The 15,456-nt window shown below is 59.9% G+C and carries 17 protein-coding genes; 11 read left to right on the top strand and 6 right to left on the bottom strand.

Annotation, left to right across the window (positions count from 1 at the left end; all coding sequences use genetic code 11):
• Positions 1–220: 220 nt before the first annotated feature.
• The 3 genes from ABTW55_RS18695 to ABTW55_RS18685 all read left to right on the top strand — a co-directional run bounded on the left by ABTW55_RS18695 (position 221) and on the right by ABTW55_RS18685 (position 2,476).
• Positions 221–595: a hypothetical protein gene (locus ABTW55_RS18695; RefSeq protein ID WP_039565400.1), complete on the top strand. Its 375-nt coding sequence runs from the start codon at positions 221–223 to the stop codon at positions 593–595.
• A 510-nt stretch (positions 596–1,105) separates the two neighbouring features.
• Entirely contained in the window at positions 1,106–1,315 is a 210-nt protein-coding gene (locus ABTW55_RS18690) for a hypothetical protein (protein ID WP_033647847.1), read from the top strand.
• Positions 1,316–1,468: 153 nt separating this feature from the next.
• On the top strand, positions 1,469–2,476 hold the full coding sequence (locus ABTW55_RS18685) for an NAD(P)H-quinone oxidoreductase (protein ID WP_033647848.1): 1,008 nt from the start codon (positions 1,469–1,471) through the stop codon (positions 2,474–2,476).
• A 44-nt stretch (positions 2,477–2,520) separates the two neighbouring features.
• Here ABTW55_RS18685 and ABTW55_RS18680 read toward each other — a convergent pair whose 3' ends face one another.
• Positions 2,521–3,573, bottom strand: coding sequence for an SDR family oxidoreductase (locus tag ABTW55_RS18680; protein ID WP_060421627.1), 1,053 nt, complete (start codon positions 3,571–3,573; stop codon positions 2,521–2,523).
• A gap of 110 nt (positions 3,574–3,683) precedes the next feature.
• Here ABTW55_RS18680 and ABTW55_RS18675 point away from each other — a divergent pair, with 110 nt between their 5' ends.
• Complete coding sequence (locus ABTW55_RS18675; RefSeq protein WP_033653583.1) at positions 3,684–4,616, top strand: LysR family transcriptional regulator; 933 nt, start codon at positions 3,684–3,686, stop codon at positions 4,614–4,616.
• Positions 4,617–4,619: 3 nt separating this feature from the next.
• Here the strand turns inward: ABTW55_RS18675 and ABTW55_RS18670 are convergent, their stop codons facing one another.
• The 3 genes from ABTW55_RS18670 to ABTW55_RS18660 form a co-directional block, all read right to left on the bottom strand.
• Positions 4,620–5,009 carry a YidB family protein gene (locus ABTW55_RS18670; RefSeq protein ID WP_033635085.1) on the bottom strand — a complete coding sequence of 130 codons (390 nt, stop codon included), beginning with the start codon at positions 5,007–5,009 and terminating at the stop codon, positions 4,620–4,622.
• Positions 5,010–5,104: 95 nt separating this feature from the next.
• Entirely contained in the window at positions 5,105–5,353 is a 249-nt protein-coding gene (locus tag ABTW55_RS18665; protein ID WP_033635086.1) for a GlsB/YeaQ/YmgE family stress response membrane protein, read from the bottom strand.
• Between the two features lie 14 nt (positions 5,354–5,367).
• The gene (locus tag ABTW55_RS18660; protein ID WP_033635087.1) at positions 5,368–5,565 is read right to left on the bottom strand and encodes a YqjD family protein; all 198 of its coding nucleotides are present in this window, start codon (positions 5,563–5,565) and stop codon (positions 5,368–5,370) included.
• A 627-nt stretch (positions 5,566–6,192) separates the two neighbouring features.
• Here ABTW55_RS18660 and ABTW55_RS18655 point away from each other — a divergent pair.
• On the top strand, positions 6,193–7,113 hold the full coding sequence (locus tag ABTW55_RS18655) for a Kdo(2)-lipid IV(A) acyltransferase (RefSeq protein ID WP_033635088.1): 921 nt from the start codon (positions 6,193–6,195) through the stop codon (positions 7,111–7,113).
• 178 nt (positions 7,114–7,291) lie between these two features.
• Positions 7,292–7,711: a VOC family metalloprotein YjdN gene (gene yjdN, locus ABTW55_RS18650; protein WP_033635089.1), complete on the top strand. Its 420-nt coding sequence runs from the start codon at positions 7,292–7,294 to the stop codon at positions 7,709–7,711.
• Between the two features lie 15 nt (positions 7,712–7,726).
• Here yjdN and ABTW55_RS18645 read toward each other — a convergent pair whose 3' ends face one another.
• A complete protein-coding gene (locus ABTW55_RS18645) occupies positions 7,727–7,921 on the bottom strand; it encodes a hypothetical protein (protein ID WP_004935157.1) in 195 nt (64 codons plus the stop codon).
• Between the two features lie 160 nt (positions 7,922–8,081).
• Between ABTW55_RS18645 and ABTW55_RS18640 the strand changes: the two genes are divergently transcribed.
• Both ABTW55_RS18640 and ABTW55_RS18635 read left to right on the top strand, forming a co-directional pair.
• Positions 8,082–9,635 (top strand): sensor domain-containing diguanylate cyclase, encoded by a 1,554-nt coding sequence (locus ABTW55_RS18640; protein ID WP_041035720.1) that lies wholly within the window; start codon positions 8,082–8,084, stop codon positions 9,633–9,635.
• Positions 9,636–10,113: 478 nt separating this feature from the next.
• A complete protein-coding gene (locus ABTW55_RS18635; protein ID WP_041035722.1) occupies positions 10,114–11,007 on the top strand; it encodes a Kdo hydroxylase family protein in 894 nt (297 codons plus the stop codon).
• Positions 11,008–11,048: 41 nt separating this feature from the next.
• On the opposite strand, the gene paaZ is transcribed toward ABTW55_RS18635, so the two are convergent.
• Entirely contained in the window at positions 11,049–13,115 is a 2,067-nt protein-coding gene (paaZ, locus tag ABTW55_RS18630) for a phenylacetic acid degradation bifunctional protein PaaZ (protein ID WP_033647855.1), read from the bottom strand.
• A gap of 317 nt (positions 13,116–13,432) precedes the next feature.
• Here paaZ and paaA point away from each other — a divergent pair, with 317 nt between their 5' ends.
• Genes paaA through paaC form a run of 3 tightly spaced genes read left to right on the top strand, consistent with a single transcriptional unit; the run spans position 13,433 to position 15,447 of the window.
• Entirely contained in the window at positions 13,433–14,371 is a 939-nt protein-coding gene (gene paaA, locus ABTW55_RS18625; RefSeq protein ID WP_033635096.1) for a 1,2-phenylacetyl-CoA epoxidase subunit PaaA, read from the top strand.
• A gap of 21 nt (positions 14,372–14,392) precedes the next feature.
• Positions 14,393–14,680: a 1,2-phenylacetyl-CoA epoxidase subunit PaaB gene (gene paaB / locus ABTW55_RS18620; protein ID WP_004935173.1), complete on the top strand. Its 288-nt coding sequence runs from the start codon at positions 14,393–14,395 to the stop codon at positions 14,678–14,680.
• Between the two features lie 8 nt (positions 14,681–14,688).
• Positions 14,689–15,447 (top strand): 1,2-phenylacetyl-CoA epoxidase subunit PaaC, encoded by a 759-nt coding sequence (paaC, locus tag ABTW55_RS18615; protein WP_060421629.1) that lies wholly within the window; start codon positions 14,689–14,691, stop codon positions 15,445–15,447.
• Positions 15,448–15,456 lie beyond the last annotated feature (9 nt).

The raw sequence follows: 15,456 nt of genomic DNA, 5'->3' as shown, positions 1-15,456 counted from the left end.
AGGTCTGTACCACAGGCCGACATCATTAACTCATGAGCGAGCGGCAATAGCAACCTTTTTCGCCGCGATGGGGCGCTAATCTCGGCTAAACGCACAGGATTTGACCCCGTCTGCCGATGGAATCGCCGCCTGGCTCGCCCGTAACGCCCAAGGCAAATGATAGTAATTCTCGTTCTGCTGTTTTATAGTTGCCTGACGAAATCATTCAGGGAGAGTCACCATGCCGAGATGGCTTACATTGCCGGCCGCCAGTGCCATTCTGCTGGCCTTTGCCGCTTGCAGCGCCCCGTTGGGCGCGCTGGAGCTGAATTATCATCCGCCTGAACCCAGCATCACCCCCGCCCCCAAAACTGCGCCGGAGCCGGGGCCGGCCCCCAAAGCGGAAAAACCGCCGATTGCCTGGGCAGAGGCGAGAGATAAAAGCGGTTTTCGCGTCGATATCGAGTGCGATCATCCAGGCTGCAGCAAACCACGCGCCAAACCTTATCCCGCGTATGAAGGCCCGGTGAAGAAAACCGATCGCCGCCGCCAGTCCGATCCTTATTCCACCAATCAGGATCCCGATTACAACATTCAGTTGGGCTATGAGTGGTAGCGGCGCTTTCGGAGTAATACCTATATCAGCCGCCTTTGCCGCTGCATAAAATAGCGTCAGTTCACCACTCCTCCTGGTGTTGAACACAACAAGCTGTGTTGCAAATCTTTATGCGCCTCCCTATAGGCGCTTTTTTTTTGCCTCGCCCTCACAGCGTCTTCCCGATTACAGATTGCTCTCATTGCCCCGCAGAGTGATCAATGTCACAAATACGCCTCCTTGCCATTCTTATTCGGAGGTAACGTTCATGGCCACAGGATCCCTTGCCCTCTTGGCCGTCTTGGCCGGCATTGCGGGCTTCGCCCTCTATAAACATTTAAAATCTCAGAAAAAAAGCACACTCATCCGCCCGTACGATCGGTAACCGACAACGCGCTTTCACCGCGAAGGCCCGGCACAACGCACGCCGCGCCTTCGCGGGCTGTCATGCTTTCATCACAAAATTGTCACACTATGGCCATATGATTATTCGCGTTTATCCGCTCTGGCTTAACACCAAGGATTTCGCCCATGACCATAATTAAAGCTGCAAACCATCAGGAAGCAGAAAAACTCATCCGCGCCGGCACCGCCAAGAAAATCGAACTGGCCTACGATATCGGCAGCGACGACTTCTTCCAGCTTGCCAGCCTGTGGTGCGATAAAGGCGCCAAGATCTCCAAAGGAAAAGACCACTTCATCGTCTCGTTGAAAGGGTTCCGCATCCCCCCTAACGATTGATGCCCTGCCGCCCATCGCGGCGGCTTCGCCCCTTCCTCGCAAAACCGCTCTATTCGACCACGCGCGCCTCATTCGATTTCGCTAAGCTAACAGCAGACTTTATTGCGGACGTTTCGCCCGATAGCCACGTCCGCCACGATGAGGAGAGTGACCATGTCAACAAATGCAGCGCTGCCCGGCACGATGAAAGCGATTGAAATCAGCCAGCCGGGCGCCCCCGAGGTTCTGGTCGTCGCTGAACGCCCGGTGCCGGTTCCGCAAGCGGGCCAACTTCTGGTGAAAATCGCCGCCGCCGGCGTTAACCGCCCCGACGTGCTGCAGCGCCAGGGGAACTATGCGCCGCCGCCCGGCGCCTCGGATATCCCCGGCCTGGAAATTGCCGGCGAAGTGGTGGCCACCGGGGAAGGTGTGACCCGCTTCGCGCCCGGCGATCGGGTTTGCGCCCTCATCGCCGGCGGCGGCTATGCCGAATACTGCACCGTGCATGAAAGCAATGCGCTGCCCGTTCCGGCGGGCCTGAGCCTGACCGAGGCCGCCGCGCTGCCGGAAACCTTCTTTACCGTCTGGGTCAACGTGTTCCAGCGCGGCCACCTCAAGGCCGGCGAGACCGTGTTGATCCATGGCGGCACCTCCGGCATCGGCACGGTCGCCACCATGCTGGCGAAGGCCTTCTGCGCCCAGGTGATCACCACCGTCGGCTCCGAAGAGAAACGTCAGGCCAGCCTGGCGCTGGGCGCCGACGTGGCGATTAATTACCGCAGCGAAGACTTTGTCGCACGCACCAAAGACGCCACCAACGGTAAAGGCGCCGACGTTATCGTCGACCTGATCGCCGGCGATTATGTAGCCAAAAACTATCAGGCCGCGGCGATGGAAGGCCGCATCGTGCAAATCGGCACGCAAAACGGCGTGGTGAAAGAGCTCAATCTGATGCCGCTGCTGTTGAAACGCCTGACCCATACCGGTTCGACGCTGCGTTCGCGCAGCGTGGCGGACAAAGCGCAGATCGCCGCCGAGCTGCGCGAGAAGGTTTGGCCGCTGCTGGAGCGCGGCGTGCTGAAGCCGCAAATTTTTAAAACCTTCCCGCTTGAGCAGGCCGCCGCCGCGCATGCGCTGATGGAGTCCAGCGAGCACATCGGCAAGATCATGCTGACGTTCTGACCTCATTCCCCGCGGCCGGTGCTGCGGGGAAACCGATGCCACGCTCAGGGGATGATGCCGCGACGGCGGAACTCATCGAACAGCGAGAAAAACATGGCTTCGGTTTCGACGAACTGATGGAAACCGAAGCGCCGCGCCTTGCTGCCGTCCGCGAACATGTCATAGTCCCAGGAAAAGACGAAATCGGCGAAGCGCCAGCCGGCCACCGCGCGATAGTCCGGTTCGGCCAATTGGTGCCGCTGCACCAGCTCGCGCCACAGCGGCGCTTTGTCCGCCATCATGCTCTCCAGCGGCATCGGCAGCGGCGGCGCACATTCCAGCCCAAAGTAAGCGGCGATTTTCGGCCACATCTCGCTCCAACGAAACAGATCGCCGTTGTTGATATTAAACGCCTGATTGGCCGCCGCCGGCTCGGTCGCCGCCCACAGCGTGGCGCGCGCCAACAGCCCGGCGTCGGTCATTTCCAGCAGGCTGTGGTAAGCGCCCGGTTTACCGGGGAAGCGCAGCGGCAACCCGAGCACTTTGCTGATCGACGCGTAAACCGCGATGCTTAACGCCAGATTCATCGGATTGCCGAGGGAGAAGCCCCCCACCACGCTCGGGCGAATGGCGCTCCAGCGCCAGCGCTTGCCGGCCTGCCGCTGCGCCAGATACTGTTGCTGCGCCACGTTAAACTCCGGCGGCATATGCCCGGCGTCGCTTTCGCGCGCCGGCGTTTTAAAAGGCCCCAAATGCGCGCCATACACCTTATAGCCCTGCATCAGACTGATGTGCTCCAACGCCGGTGCGGTCGGCTCCAACCCCTCGACAACGTGTTGCAACATCTGCAGGTTCGGCGCCACCAGCCCCGCCCAGTCCGGCGCATCCTGATAGGCGGCATAGAAAACGTGGCTAATCGCGCTCAGCGGCCGCAGCGCGTCGCGCGTCGCCGCCGCATCCAGCAGATCAACCTGCAGGTGGCGCACCCCCGGCGCCGGTTGCCCACCCCGGCGCGAGACGCCCACCACTTGCCAGCCCTGGCCGGTCAGCTCCTCAATCAATCGGCGCCCAATCACGCCATTGGCGCCGATCACCAATGCCTGTCGCTTTGCATTCATCTTGCCACTCCTCAGGTTGTCGATGCCCTGAGTGTTATTGATTAGCGATGCTTGCGGTAGAGCCGAATTAGCACTAACACTTATAAGAAAAATCTATAGGCAAGATCGACATGGATAAACTGAACGCAATGAAAACCTTTATGCGGGTGGCGGAACTGGGCAGCCTGTCGGCCGCCGCTCGCGATCTGCGTTTGACGCAGCCGGCGGTCAGTCAGCAAATCGCTGCCCTGGAGCAGCAACTGGGGGCCCAACTGCTGTTTCGCAGCACCCGGGCGGTCACCCTGACCGATGCCGGCAGCGGTTATTATCAGCGCCTCAAACCGATTCTGGCGGCGGTCGACGAAGCGGAAGAGGCGCTGCACGGCCAGCGCCACCAGTTGCAGGGCAATCTGCGCATTCACGCCCCGACCGGGTTCGGGCAGTTGCACGTCACACCGCTGGCCATCGCTTTCCAGCAGCGTCATCCGAACCTCGCCATCGAGCTGCTGCTGGACGATCGCCTCGCCGACGTGATCGGCGAAGGCATCGACGTGGCGCTGCGTTTCGGTGAACTGCATGCGCCCGGCATGGTGGCGAAACGTTTGGGCGAGCTGCAGCGCCTGCTGGTGGCGTCACCGGCCTATCTGGCCAGGCATGGCGCGCCGCGTTCCCCGGCGGAGTTGGCGAAACATGCGCACATTCGTTACAGCGGCCTGAACGACGGCGATACGCTCACCCTGTTCGGCCCGCACGGCCCCGAGACGGTTGCTCTGCGGCCCACGTTCCGCGCCAACAATACGCTATCGCTGCTGGCCGCCATTGAGGCTGGGGCCGGCATCGGCGGCGCTCAACGGCCTTTAATCGCCGAACAGCTGGCGTCAGGGGCGCTGGTGCCCGTTTTGCCGGAATACCGCTACCCGCCCATGGCGCTGCACGCGGTCTATCCCGCCTTGCGTTTTATTCCGGAGAAAGTGCGCGCCTGGGTGGTGCATCTGCAGCAGGCGTTGACGACGATCGAGGGGATCAGCGGAGTGAATGCCCCCGGCCAGACGCCGGGAGCCTAATCATTATTTGAACAGTTTACCGACCATGTCGCCCAGCTCGTTGCTGTCTTGCTGCACTTCACCGTTTGGCGAGGCGGCATCGGTGACCGTTGGCAAGAACTGTGCAATGGTGCTGGACGCCTGAGCCGGATCGATACCCAGCTTTTCAGCCAGTTGGTTGATGGCGTCGCTACCCAACGCCTGCTGTACGTGATCGCCGGTAATCGGCTGATTTTCGCCATTGCCGAGCCAGGAACCGACGATATCGCCGAACTGCCCCTGACGGAATTTGTCCAAAATGGCCTGCAGGCCGCCTTGTTGCTCGACCCACTGCATAATGGCGATGTAGTCGATGCCTTTGCCGTTGGCGCCGCCGCCCAGAATGTTACCCAATACGCTATCGAACAGACCCATGATATTCCCCTTTCAGCCGCTGCGGCCCGCGCCGCACAGCCGGATTGATTTCACGAAAAAGGGCCGCCGCGGCGACCCTGTTGAGCAATGGCTGCTTAGCCTTTGATCTTCCTGTAGACAAAAAGCACCACCAGGGCGCCGATTACTGCCACCACAAAGCTGCCCAGGTTAAAACCGTCAACGCGGCCCATACCGAAGAAGGTGCTGATATAGCCGCCGACTACGGCGCCCACGACCCCCAATATAACGGTCACAATAAAGCCGCCGCCGTCTTTGCCCGGCATAATCCACTTGGCCAGGATACCGGCGATTAAACCAAAAATGATCCAGGAAATGATGCCCATCTTTACTCTCCCTATTACCTTTTGCCTAACAGAAATCCTATTACCAGGCCCACGACGGCGCCGGCGCCTATCCCCGCCCAAGGGTTATCCTTGATGCAGGCACATGATTGCTCGAGCGCTGCCTTTACGCCGCTGCGCACTTCGCAGGCGGTGGTTTTCACGTAGTCGCTCGGTTGCTCAACACCGTTTAGATCGTCATTTTCATATGACATGTCAAATCCTTACAGACCAACCCTCTGAGAATCTCGTCACATGTTTCGCGCCAGGCGCCGTCCGCTCCACGATCTTGCTCTGGGCAACCTGCCCGCTGCCGCTCAATGCAGAGGCGTACGGCGACAAACGCATAACTTCACACTATGACTATAGTAAAAAATCAGCGGTTTACCCATTTCCGTCCGTCTGAATTTCACAGTACAAAAAACGATCTAATTTCATCCTGCTGTCATCTCGCGAGGCTAAACTTTAAACAAATCCTCCTGGAGGAAACGCCGATGTTCAATGCCCCTTTTGTCCTGATTCTCGCGCTACTGTACGCACTGGCCGCCGTTTGGGACGGTTCCGCCGCGTTATTGTTTCATTAAGGTTACATAGCAGTTGTCACTTTTGCGATGCGCTTAATTGTGTCTTTATTTTTCAATTTCGCCAGTCGTTTGAAATAGCGGAAAATATCCGCCATTCCCTCGGTAAAAATCCTATCTCTCCCCGTTTTTCGCCTGCGCTTAACTAAAGCGTAAAAAAGCATTAATGGAAAATCCTATTTAGCTCAGAATGTTCTACCATTCGCCCTATGAAAATTTGGGTTAAGGTCCCATTGGAAAAGACAAGGAATAACAGGAAAAATGCTTTCTAACCAACGCTTTGAGCGCGAATTCTTGCGCCCTCGTTATTGGTTGCTGTGGATAGGGCTGGGAATACTCTATCTCTTGGTATTACTGCCCTACCCGCTCATTTATCGACTCGGACACGGCCTTGGCAGAATAGCCATGCGCCTGATGAAACGCCGGGTAAAAATAGCGCGCCGCAATTTAGAGCTCTGCTTCCCCGCGATGCCCGCCGCCGAGCGCGAGGCGCTGATCGTCAAAAATTTTGAGTCCGTCGGTATGGGCCTGTTCGAAGTCGGCATGGCCTGGTTCTGGCCCGACTGGCGCATCGCCCGCTGGTTCAAGGTGAGCGGCATGGAAAACATGCGGCTGGCGCGTCAGGGCGGCAAAGGCGTTCTGCTGATCGGTCTGCATTTTCTGACGCTGGAACTGGGCGCGCGCATTTTCGGCATGCAAAACCCCGGCATCGGCGTGCATCGCCCGCACAACAACAGGCTGATGGAGTGGGTACAAACACGCGGCCGGCTGCGCTCGAATAAATTCATGCTCGATCGTAAAGATATCAAAGGCATGATCCGCAACCTGAAACAGGGCGAAATCCTGTGGTACGCGCCGGATCACGATTACGGCCCGCAAAGCAGCGTGTTCGCGCCGCTCTTCGCCGTGGAAAACGCCGCCACGACCACCGGAACCTTTATCCTGGCGCGCATGGGGCGGCCGTCGATCGTGCCTTTCGTGCCGCGCCGCCTGCCAGATGCTCAGGGCTATGAGCTGATCGTGCAGCCGCCGTTGACGGACTTCCCGCTGGATGATGAAACGCGCGCGGCGGCCAAGATGAACCGCGTGGTGGAAGAACAGGTGCTGCTGGCCCCCGATCAGTACATGTGGCTGCACCGCCGCTTTAAAACCCGCCCAGCCGGCGAGCCGTCGCTGTATTGACCGCCCTTGCGCCTTCGCCCGTCATGCCGGCGGCGAAGGCGCACTCACCTCGCACAAGCATTCTGCGCCAGGGGAACTACACTAATAAGTCACCGACGGCAATTATTGCCGCCAGCAACCATTTCTTCCTGCCCGAGGGCCGGTCGTTGCCTGTCGAGCCACAACCGAGGTCAATGTCATGCTGGTACAACCCTATCTGTTTTTCAGCGGTAACTGTGAGCAAGCGATTAACTTCTACGAACAGCAGTTGAATGCCAAAATTGAAATGGTCATGCGCTATAAAGACATGCCCGAAGAAGCCCGGCAAGACGGGCCGCAGGACGTCAATCCGGAGGCGATCATGCATGCGCGCCTGCTGATCGGCGACGGCGTACTGATGGCCTCCGACGGCTGCCCGCAAGATGACGGCGGCGGCGCTTCTCATAAAGGCTTCTCGCTGTCGCTGAACCCCAGCGATGCGGAACAAGGACGCAAACTGTTCGACAATCTGGCGCAGGGCGGCCAGGTGACGATGCCTTACCAAGCCACCTTTTGGGCCAAAGGCTTTGGCATGCTGACCGACAAATTCGGCGTCAACTGGATGATTAACGTCGAATAACCCGTCATGGCGCCGCTAGCCATAGCGGTGCCAGTCATACGCCGCCTTGGCGAACAGCACGAACAGCAGCGCCAACAGCGCCAATCCCAACCGCCAATAGGGCGACCGGCGCCGCCGCCAGGCGAAGTACATCATCACCGCCAGCGTCCCCAGCGTAAGGGGGTAATACACCGCCAGCGTCAGTAAAGCGATAATGATGTAATCCGACATGGCTCTTTCACTCCACAGTGTTCACCCCGCCGCTGATACGGGGTGCAAATGCCCTTTCTCGCTATCGCCACGTTAAGGGCTAGAGGTCTGGCGCATTTATGCATAAAATATAAGATTGCTCTTAACTCAAATTGAATAGTAATCAAACAACAAGGGTGACATGACTCAGCAGCAACCCATACAGGATGCCGTGCCGGCGCGCAGCGTTAAAAGCTCCCCATTATTATTTCAGGCCGGCGTGTTTGTCATCATCGTTGCCGCCACGCTGATCCTCTTTAACAGCTGGCAAATCTGGAACGCGCATCAGCGCGATCTGCGCAGCGCCGAGCATGAATCCGCCAACCTCGCCCGCTCGCTGGCGCAGCATGCCGACGATACTTTCATGCAGGTGGACGGCAACCTGCTCGATCTGACCGAACGTCTCCAAACCGACGGGTTGGGCCCAGCGCAGCTGACGCGGCTGCAGCGCGTCATGCAGACGCAGGTCGGCAACCTGCCGCAGCTGCACGGGCTGTTTCTCTACGATGCGCGCGGCCGCTGGCTGGCGACCTCCTCGGGCAAATTCATCAAGAACGCCAACAACGCCGATCGCGATTACTTCAAATACCATCAAAACCGCGACGGCGGCGGCCTGTACATCGGCAAGGTGATCCGCAGCCGCACCACCGGCGATCTGATCATTCCCGTTTCGCGGCGTTTCAACAACCCAGACGGCAGCTTTGGCGGCGTGGTGCTGGCGACGCTGTACGTCGATTATTTCCGCCAGTTTTACGACAGCTTCGCCCTCAATACCGACGCCTCACTGAACCTGCTGCTGGCGGACGGCACTATCCTTTACCGCCGCCCTTACTCGGCGGCGTCGATCGGTAAAAACATCGCCAAGGGCGTGCTGTTCAGCGAAATTTTGCCGCATTCGGAATTCGGTAACGCCACCATCACCTCGCTGTACGACAAAGTGGAGCGCATCTACGGCTATTCGCGGGTCAACCGCTTTCCGCTGGTGATCGCCGCCGGGTTGTCGAAACGCGACGCGCTGGCGGACTGGCGCACCGACGCCGGTCTGTTCGCCGCCGGTGGCCTCTCGCTGCTGATGATCCTGTTGGCGATGGGCATGGTGCTGCTGCGGCAAATCAAGCACAGCATGCAAACCGAAGCCGAGCTGATGCGCACCCGCGATCAGTTGACCAGCATCAACCAGATGCTCGAAGAGCTGGCGCTGCTGGACGGCCTGACCGGGCTGGCCAACCGCCGCCAGTTTGATATCGCGCTGAAGAACGAGCTGGCGCGGGCTTCGCGCAACTACCGCAGCGTGGCGCTGCTGATGCTGGATATCGACTATTTCAAACAGTACAACGACAGCTACGGCCACGTCGCCGGTGACCAGTGCCTGCAGCAGATCGGCCAAACGCTCAAAGGGTTGGCCTGCCGCAGCAACGACGTCCTGGCGCGCTACGGCGGCGAAGAGATGGGGATTATCCTGCCGGATACCGACGTGCAAGGCGCACTGATTTTCGCCGAGCGCGTTATCAACGCGGTGCGCGATCTGAAAATTCCGCATCAGGGCAACCCGCACGGCATCGTTACCATCAGCATCGGCATCTGCGCCAAAGTGCCGCATATGTATAACGATACGCCGATCAGCTTTATCAATGAGGCGGACAGTGCGTTGTATCAGGCCAAGAAAAAAGGCAAAAACTGCATTTACGGCGCTTAACCAATAATCGGGTCACCAAGATTTGGCGGCCCGATTTATTCGCCAGAAAAATGAAGTAGTTCCCTCACGAAACATTATTTCACCGGTTTACCCTGCACTCTGAATAAAATAACGGAAATAATAAGCAGTATATTTATTTTCATTACAATTCAATAAGATAAAAAACTCCATTCAGCAGGCAATTTGTGCCTTTTTTGATTATTCGTGCCTATACCTCGCCTCGTTTATACCCCGTTTACTTTTCATTGGCATTGCCGGTGATACCCTTATCAGGATTATTCTATCTATCAGGAAGCCATCGCACGCTTCGGCGCATTGCGCCCTGCTGATACAGCCATAATAGAACCCACAAATTTCACGTTGCCATTGGGCGGCCTGCTGACGCCGCTCCAGCCAGCCACTGCGCAAGCCAGTGCAGCCAATCACGCGGCAACCTGAGAGGCAGGAATAAAGCGATATAGATTTGCAAGGAGATCTCATGCCTACTGGCGATATTATGCACGAACAGGCCGTCCTGACGCTGCCGTTACGACAATGGGCGGCAGCGGAAGCATCCAGCGCGGTCAGCGAACTGGAACAGGGCAAGGTGCTGTTTCTGCCCGAACTGGCCTTCACCCTGTCTGAACAGGAAATGCCGCTGCTGGATCCGACATTGGTCGACCCGAAGCGCAAAAACATCAGCTACCAGCCGCTGTTCGGCAAGCTGAGCGGCGTCGCCGCCGCGGAACGCCGGCAGCAGGTTCAGCAATTGCTGGAACGCTATTACCAATCCAGCCGCCAGCTGATCGCCGGGCTGTTGCCCGAATATCAGGAGGCGCTGCACCACCCGACCGGCAGCCTGCGTTTACATCCGGTTTCCGCCTGGCGGGCGGCCAGTTCCTGGCGCAAAGACGACAGCCGGCTGCACGTTGACGCCTTCCCGTCACGCCCGAACTACGGCGAACGCATTCTGCGCATTTTCACCAACATCAACCCGCACGGCGAGCATCGCCAATGGCGGGTCGGCGAGCCGTTCCCTGAGCTGGCGGCACGCTTTATGCCGCGTCTCGCTCGCTACTCCGCCTTCGGCAGTTGGCTGCAGCACCAGGTGCGCATCACCAAAACCCGCCGCAGCCATTATGACCACCTGATGCTGCAGTTGCATGACGCCATGAAGGCCGACGGCGATTATCAGCAACGGGGGCCGCAGCTGGCGCTGACGTTCCCGCCGGGCAGCAGCTGGATTTGCTTCTCTGATCAAACGCCGCATGCCGCGATGGGCGGCCAGTTTATGCTGGAACAGACCTTCCTGCTGCCGGTGAATAAGATGCAGGATCCGCAGCGTTCACCGCTGAAAGTGCTTGAACAGCTGCGCGGTCAGCCGCTGATCTGAATGATTTGCCGCCGCCGGGGACCGGCGGCGGCAAACGCGCATCACGCTTCGAAGTCCCCCTGTTGGCGCGCCACCAGCGTCAGAATGCTGTACAGCGCCACCGGCTGCTGTTGCTGATTCAACACCTGCACATCCCACACCACCACGCCGTGCGGGCGATCTTCGGCGGTTTTCTGCGGCTTGCGGATTTTCTTTTTGCAGGTCAACCGCACCTGAATGGTATCGCCGATCTTCACCGGCTCGATAAAGCGCAAATTTTCCATGCCGTAGTTGGCGATCACCGGCCCGACGGCGGCGTCGACAAACAGCCCGGCCGCGGCGGACACCACAAAGTAACCGTGCGCCACCCGCTCGCCGAACAGCGAGTCGGCGGCGCCGATCTTGTCCATGTGCGCGTAGAAATGGTCGCCGCTCAGGCAGGCGAAGTTGACGATATCCGCTTCGGTCACGGTGCGGCGCGCGGTCAACAGGCTATCGCCCAGCTGCAGCTGCTCGAAGTATTTCCGGAACGGATGCACCGGATGCTCGGCGACCGGCGCGCCGCGCACCCATTCGCCGCCGATGGCCGCCAGCATCGCCGGGCTGCCCTGAATCGCCGTGCGCTGCATATAGTGTTTCACCGCGCGCAGCCCGCCCAGCTCTTCACCGCCGCCGGCGCGTCCCGGGCCGCCGTGTACCAGCATCGGCAGCGGCGAACCGTGGCCGGTGGACTCCGCCGCCGCCTGCTCATCCAAAATCAACATGCGGCCGTGGGCGCAGGCCGCCGCGCGAATGAAGCGCGTGGCCAATGCCGGATCGGCGGTCACCAGCGAGCCCGCCAGGCTGCCCTGCCCCAGCAACGCCAGCGCGATCGCCTGTTCGGTATCCGCATACGGCATCAGCGTCGCCACCGGGCCGAAGGCCTCGGTGCCGTGCACCGCCTGATGGGTGAACGGATCGGCGCAATACAGCAGGGTCGGCGGATAAAACGCCCCGCCGCGCGCGCCGTCGCCCAGCACCTCCAGCTTATCCAGCGCCGCGCCACAGAGCGGTTCGCAGCCGTTGCGCAGCAGGAACTCCACCTTGCTTTGCACATCATCACGCTGCTCGTGGCTGACCAACGCCCCCATGCGCACCTGCTCCAGCTGCGGGTCGCCCACCGTCACCCCCGCCAGGCGCTGCAGCAAGGCCTGACGCACCGCCGCCACCTGCGCCGCCGGCACGATGATGCGGCGGATCGCGGTGCATTTCTGCCCCGCCTTGGCGGTCATTTCACGGCACACTTCTTTGATGAACAGCGCAAACTCGGGCATTTCCGGCGTCACGTCTTCTGCCAGCACGCAGCAGTTGAGCGAATCCGCCTCCATGGTGAACGCGATCGATTTCTCCAGCAGGCGCGGGTGTGCCCGCAGCCGCTGCCCGGTCTGCGCCGAACCGGTGAAAGTCACCGCATCCTGGTAATCCAGGTGCGCAAACATGTCGCCGACGCCGCCGCAAACCAGCTGCAGCGCCCCTTCCGGCACCAGGCCGCTATCGACGATCAGCCTGACCATCGCCTGCGTCAGCTGCGCGGTGGCGGTAGCCGGCTTGATGATGGCCGGCATGCCCGCCAGCCAGGTCGGCGCCAGTTTCTCCAGCATGCCCCAGCACGGGAAGTTGAAGGCGTTGATGTGCAGCGCCACGCCGGGGCGTGAAGTGAGCACGTGGCGGGCGGCGAACTGCGCCTGTTTCGACAATGGGATCAGCTCGTCTTCCGGCCACAGGGTATCGTCCGGCAGATCGCGGCCGGCCATGCCGGCATAGGCGAACAGCGTGGCGATGCCGCCCTCGATATCGACCCAGCCGTCGCTGCGCGTCGCCCCGGTTTGATAGGAAATCTGATACAGCGCCTCTTTATGCGCCAGCAGGTGTTTGGCTACCGCTTTCAGCATCTGGGCGCGCTGCTGGAACGTCATGTGCGCCAGCGCCGGGCCGCCGCGGCTGCGGGCATAGTCCAGGCTCGCCGCCAACGGCAGGCCGTCGGAGCAGACCTGGTACAGCGCTTCGCCGGTCACCGCGTGGCGGATTTCGCGCGCCTCTCCCTGCCCGTACACCCAGGCGCCAGAAAGATAACTGTGTAACTGCTGCATGTGCCCTCCGAAATTCATAAATTTTCACCATACAGCTTAATTACGTATCATATAAATGCCAGTCGAGGCCAAATCAAATTTTAACAAAAAGAGAACAAAAGGCGTTTTCAGACCGTTTAACCTGCCATAAACAAGTAATTAATCACTTTATTTATCAAATAAAATCAACAAAATAACGAATAACCTTGTGAGTAACCTCGCAAAACCACATTAATTACGTTTGATCTTTTTGTTATCAGTTTGTAGCCTTATGGTTAGTTAAAGTGATTCACATTTTTATGTTTACTGTGAGAAACACGAATCACCAAGAGGCAAGCATGACAACTGACGCACAGTATCAGCAGCATTTCGACGACAAGATCGCGGCGGATATCGCCATTGAGGCCAAAGACTGGATGCCGGACGCCTACCGTCAGAACCTGATTCGGCAGATTGGCCAACACGCCCACTCGGAAGTCATCGGCATGCTGCCGGAAGCCAACTGGCTGACGCGCGCCCCCACGCTGCGCCGCAAAGCGGTGCTGCTGGCCAAAGTGCAAGATGAGGCCGGCCACGGTCTGTACCTCTACAGCGCCGCCGAAACCCTCGGCTGTTCGCGCCAGGACATCTACCAAAAGATGCTCGACGGCAAGATGAAGTACTCCTCTATCTTCAATTACCCCACGCTCAACTGGGCGGATATCGGCGTGATCGGCTGGCTGGTCGACGGCGCCGCCATCGTCAACCAGGTGGCGCTGTGCCGCGCGTCCTACGGCCCCTATGCGCGGGCGATGGTGAAAATCTGCAAAGAGGAAAGCTTCCACCAGCGCCAGGGCTACGAGGCGGTGATGGCGATGGCCAACGGCAGCGACACGCAGCGCGCCATGTTGCAGGACGCCATCGATCGCTTCTGGTGGCCGGTGCTGATGATGTTCGGCCCGAGCGACGCCGACTCCCCCCACAGCGCCCAGAGCATGGCGTGGAAGATCAAACGCCACAGCAACGATGAGCTGCGGCAGAAGTTCGTCGACAACACCGTGCCGCAGCTTGAAGCGCTGGGCATGACGGCGCCGGATCCGGAGCTGCGCTGGGACGCCGCCGCCGGCCACTATCGCTTCGGCGAAATCGACTGGAGCGAGCTGCATGAGGTGATCAAAGGGCGCGGCCAATGCAACCACGAACGCCTGCAGGCCAAACGCCGCGCCTGGGAAGACGGCGCCTGGGTGCGCGACGGCGCCATGGCCCACGCCGCGAAAAACGCCGCCTCCGCCGCATAGCCAACATAAGGAACCGAGATCATGAGCCACGTTGAATGGCCGCTGTATGAAGTGTTTATTCGCAGCAAACAAGGGCTGGCGCATCGCCACGTCGGCAGCCTGCACGCCGCCGACGACCAAATGGCGCTGGAAAACGCCCGCGACGCCTACACGCGCCGCAACGAAGGTTGCTCGATCTGGGTGGTGCAGTCGCGCCATCTGATCGCCTCGCAGCCGGAAGATCGCGGCGCGTTCTTCGATCCGTCCGAAGACAAGATCTACCGTCATCCGACGTTTTACACCATTCCCGACGGCATCAAGAACATGTAGAGGCGACCATGACGGTTAACGATCCGCGCATCAGCTATTTACTCCGCCAGGGCGACACGCCACTGATCCTCGCCCAGCGCCTGTGCGCCTGGTGCGGCCACGCGCCCGAGCTGGAAATCGATCTGGCGCTGGCCAACATCGGGCTCGATCTGCTCGGCCAGGCGCGCAACTTCCTGGGCTACGCCGCCGAACTGGCCGGCCCGCCCTGCAGCGAAGACAGCCTGGCCTTCGGGCGCGACGAGCGCCAGTTTCATAACCTGCTGTTGGCGGAGCAGCCGAACGGCGGTTTCAACGACACGCTGGTGCGTCAGTTCCTGCTCGATGCCTACCACGTACAGCTGCACCAGGCGCTGAGCTGCAGCCGCGATGCGCAGATCGCCGCCATCGCCGCCAAATCGCTGAAGGAGGCCGATTACCACCTGCGCTTCAGCCACGGCTGGATGATCCGCCTCGGCGACGGCAACGACGTCAGCCACCGCAAGATCCAGCAATCGCTGGATAACCTGTGGCGCTTCACCGCCGAGCTGTTCCACGCCGACGCGCTGGAGCTGGAACTGGCGGAACAAGGCATCGCCGTCGATCCCCGCGAACTGCAGGCCCTCTGGCAAGCGCAGGTGGAAGAAACGCTGCGCCAGGCGACGCTGGCGCTGCCTGCCGAGCAGGCGTTCCGGCACGGCGGCAAGCAAGGCCGGCACAGCGAACACCTCGGCCCGCTGCTGGCGGAGATGCAGTTCCTGCAGCGCGCCTATCCAAACGGGCAATGGTAGGAGGCCGCG

Origin of the sequence: Serratia sp. SM04, assembly GCF_040280225.1 — a bacterium.
In the GTDB taxonomy this organism is placed as follows: Bacteria; Pseudomonadota; Gammaproteobacteria; order Enterobacterales; family Enterobacteriaceae; genus Serratia; species Serratia sarumanii.
The sequence above is the reverse complement of the archived record's forward strand: the minus strand, read 5'-3'. Positions and strand labels throughout refer to the sequence as shown.

Excerpts from the sequence above, each read along its gene's own strand:
- ABTW55_RS18695 (WP_039565400.1), top strand. The coding sequence starts at position 221 with ATGCCGAGATGGCTTACATTGCCGGCCGCCAGTGCCATTCTGCTGGCC.
- ABTW55_RS18690 (WP_033647847.1), top strand. The coding sequence starts at position 1,106 with ATGACCATAATTAAAGCTGCAAACCATCAGGAAGCAGAAAAACTCATC.
- ABTW55_RS18685 (WP_033647848.1), top strand. The coding sequence starts at position 1,469 with ATGTCAACAAATGCAGCGCTGCCCGGCACGATGAAAGCGATTGAAATC.
- ABTW55_RS18680 (WP_060421627.1), bottom strand. The coding sequence starts at position 3,573 with ATGAATGCAAAGCGACAGGCATTGGTGATCGGCGCCAATGGCGTGATT.
- ABTW55_RS18675 (WP_033653583.1), top strand. The coding sequence starts at position 3,684 with ATGGATAAACTGAACGCAATGAAAACCTTTATGCGGGTGGCGGAACTG.
- ABTW55_RS18670 (WP_033635085.1), bottom strand. The coding sequence starts at position 5,009 with ATGGGTCTGTTCGATAGCGTATTGGGTAACATTCTGGGCGGCGGCGCC.
- ABTW55_RS18665 (WP_033635086.1), bottom strand. The coding sequence starts at position 5,353 with ATGGGCATCATTTCCTGGATCATTTTTGGTTTAATCGCCGGTATCCTG.
- ABTW55_RS18660 (WP_033635087.1), bottom strand. The coding sequence starts at position 5,565 with ATGTCATATGAAAATGACGATCTAAACGGTGTTGAGCAACCGAGCGAC.
- ABTW55_RS18655 (WP_033635088.1), top strand. The coding sequence starts at position 6,193 with ATGCTTTCTAACCAACGCTTTGAGCGCGAATTCTTGCGCCCTCGTTAT.
- yjdN (WP_033635089.1), top strand. The coding sequence starts at position 7,292 with ATGCTGGTACAACCCTATCTGTTTTTCAGCGGTAACTGTGAGCAAGCG.
- ABTW55_RS18645 (WP_004935157.1), bottom strand. The coding sequence starts at position 7,921 with ATGTCGGATTACATCATTATCGCTTTACTGACGCTGGCGGTGTATTAC.
- ABTW55_RS18640 (WP_041035720.1), top strand. The coding sequence starts at position 8,082 with ATGACTCAGCAGCAACCCATACAGGATGCCGTGCCGGCGCGCAGCGTT.
- ABTW55_RS18635 (WP_041035722.1), top strand. The coding sequence starts at position 10,114 with ATGCCTACTGGCGATATTATGCACGAACAGGCCGTCCTGACGCTGCCG.
- paaZ (WP_033647855.1), bottom strand. The coding sequence starts at position 13,115 with ATGCAGCAGTTACACAGTTATCTTTCTGGCGCCTGGGTGTACGGGCAG.
- paaA (WP_033635096.1), top strand. The coding sequence starts at position 13,433 with ATGACAACTGACGCACAGTATCAGCAGCATTTCGACGACAAGATCGCG.
- paaB (WP_004935173.1), top strand. The coding sequence starts at position 14,393 with ATGAGCCACGTTGAATGGCCGCTGTATGAAGTGTTTATTCGCAGCAAA.
- paaC (WP_060421629.1), top strand. The coding sequence starts at position 14,689 with ATGACGGTTAACGATCCGCGCATCAGCTATTTACTCCGCCAGGGCGAC.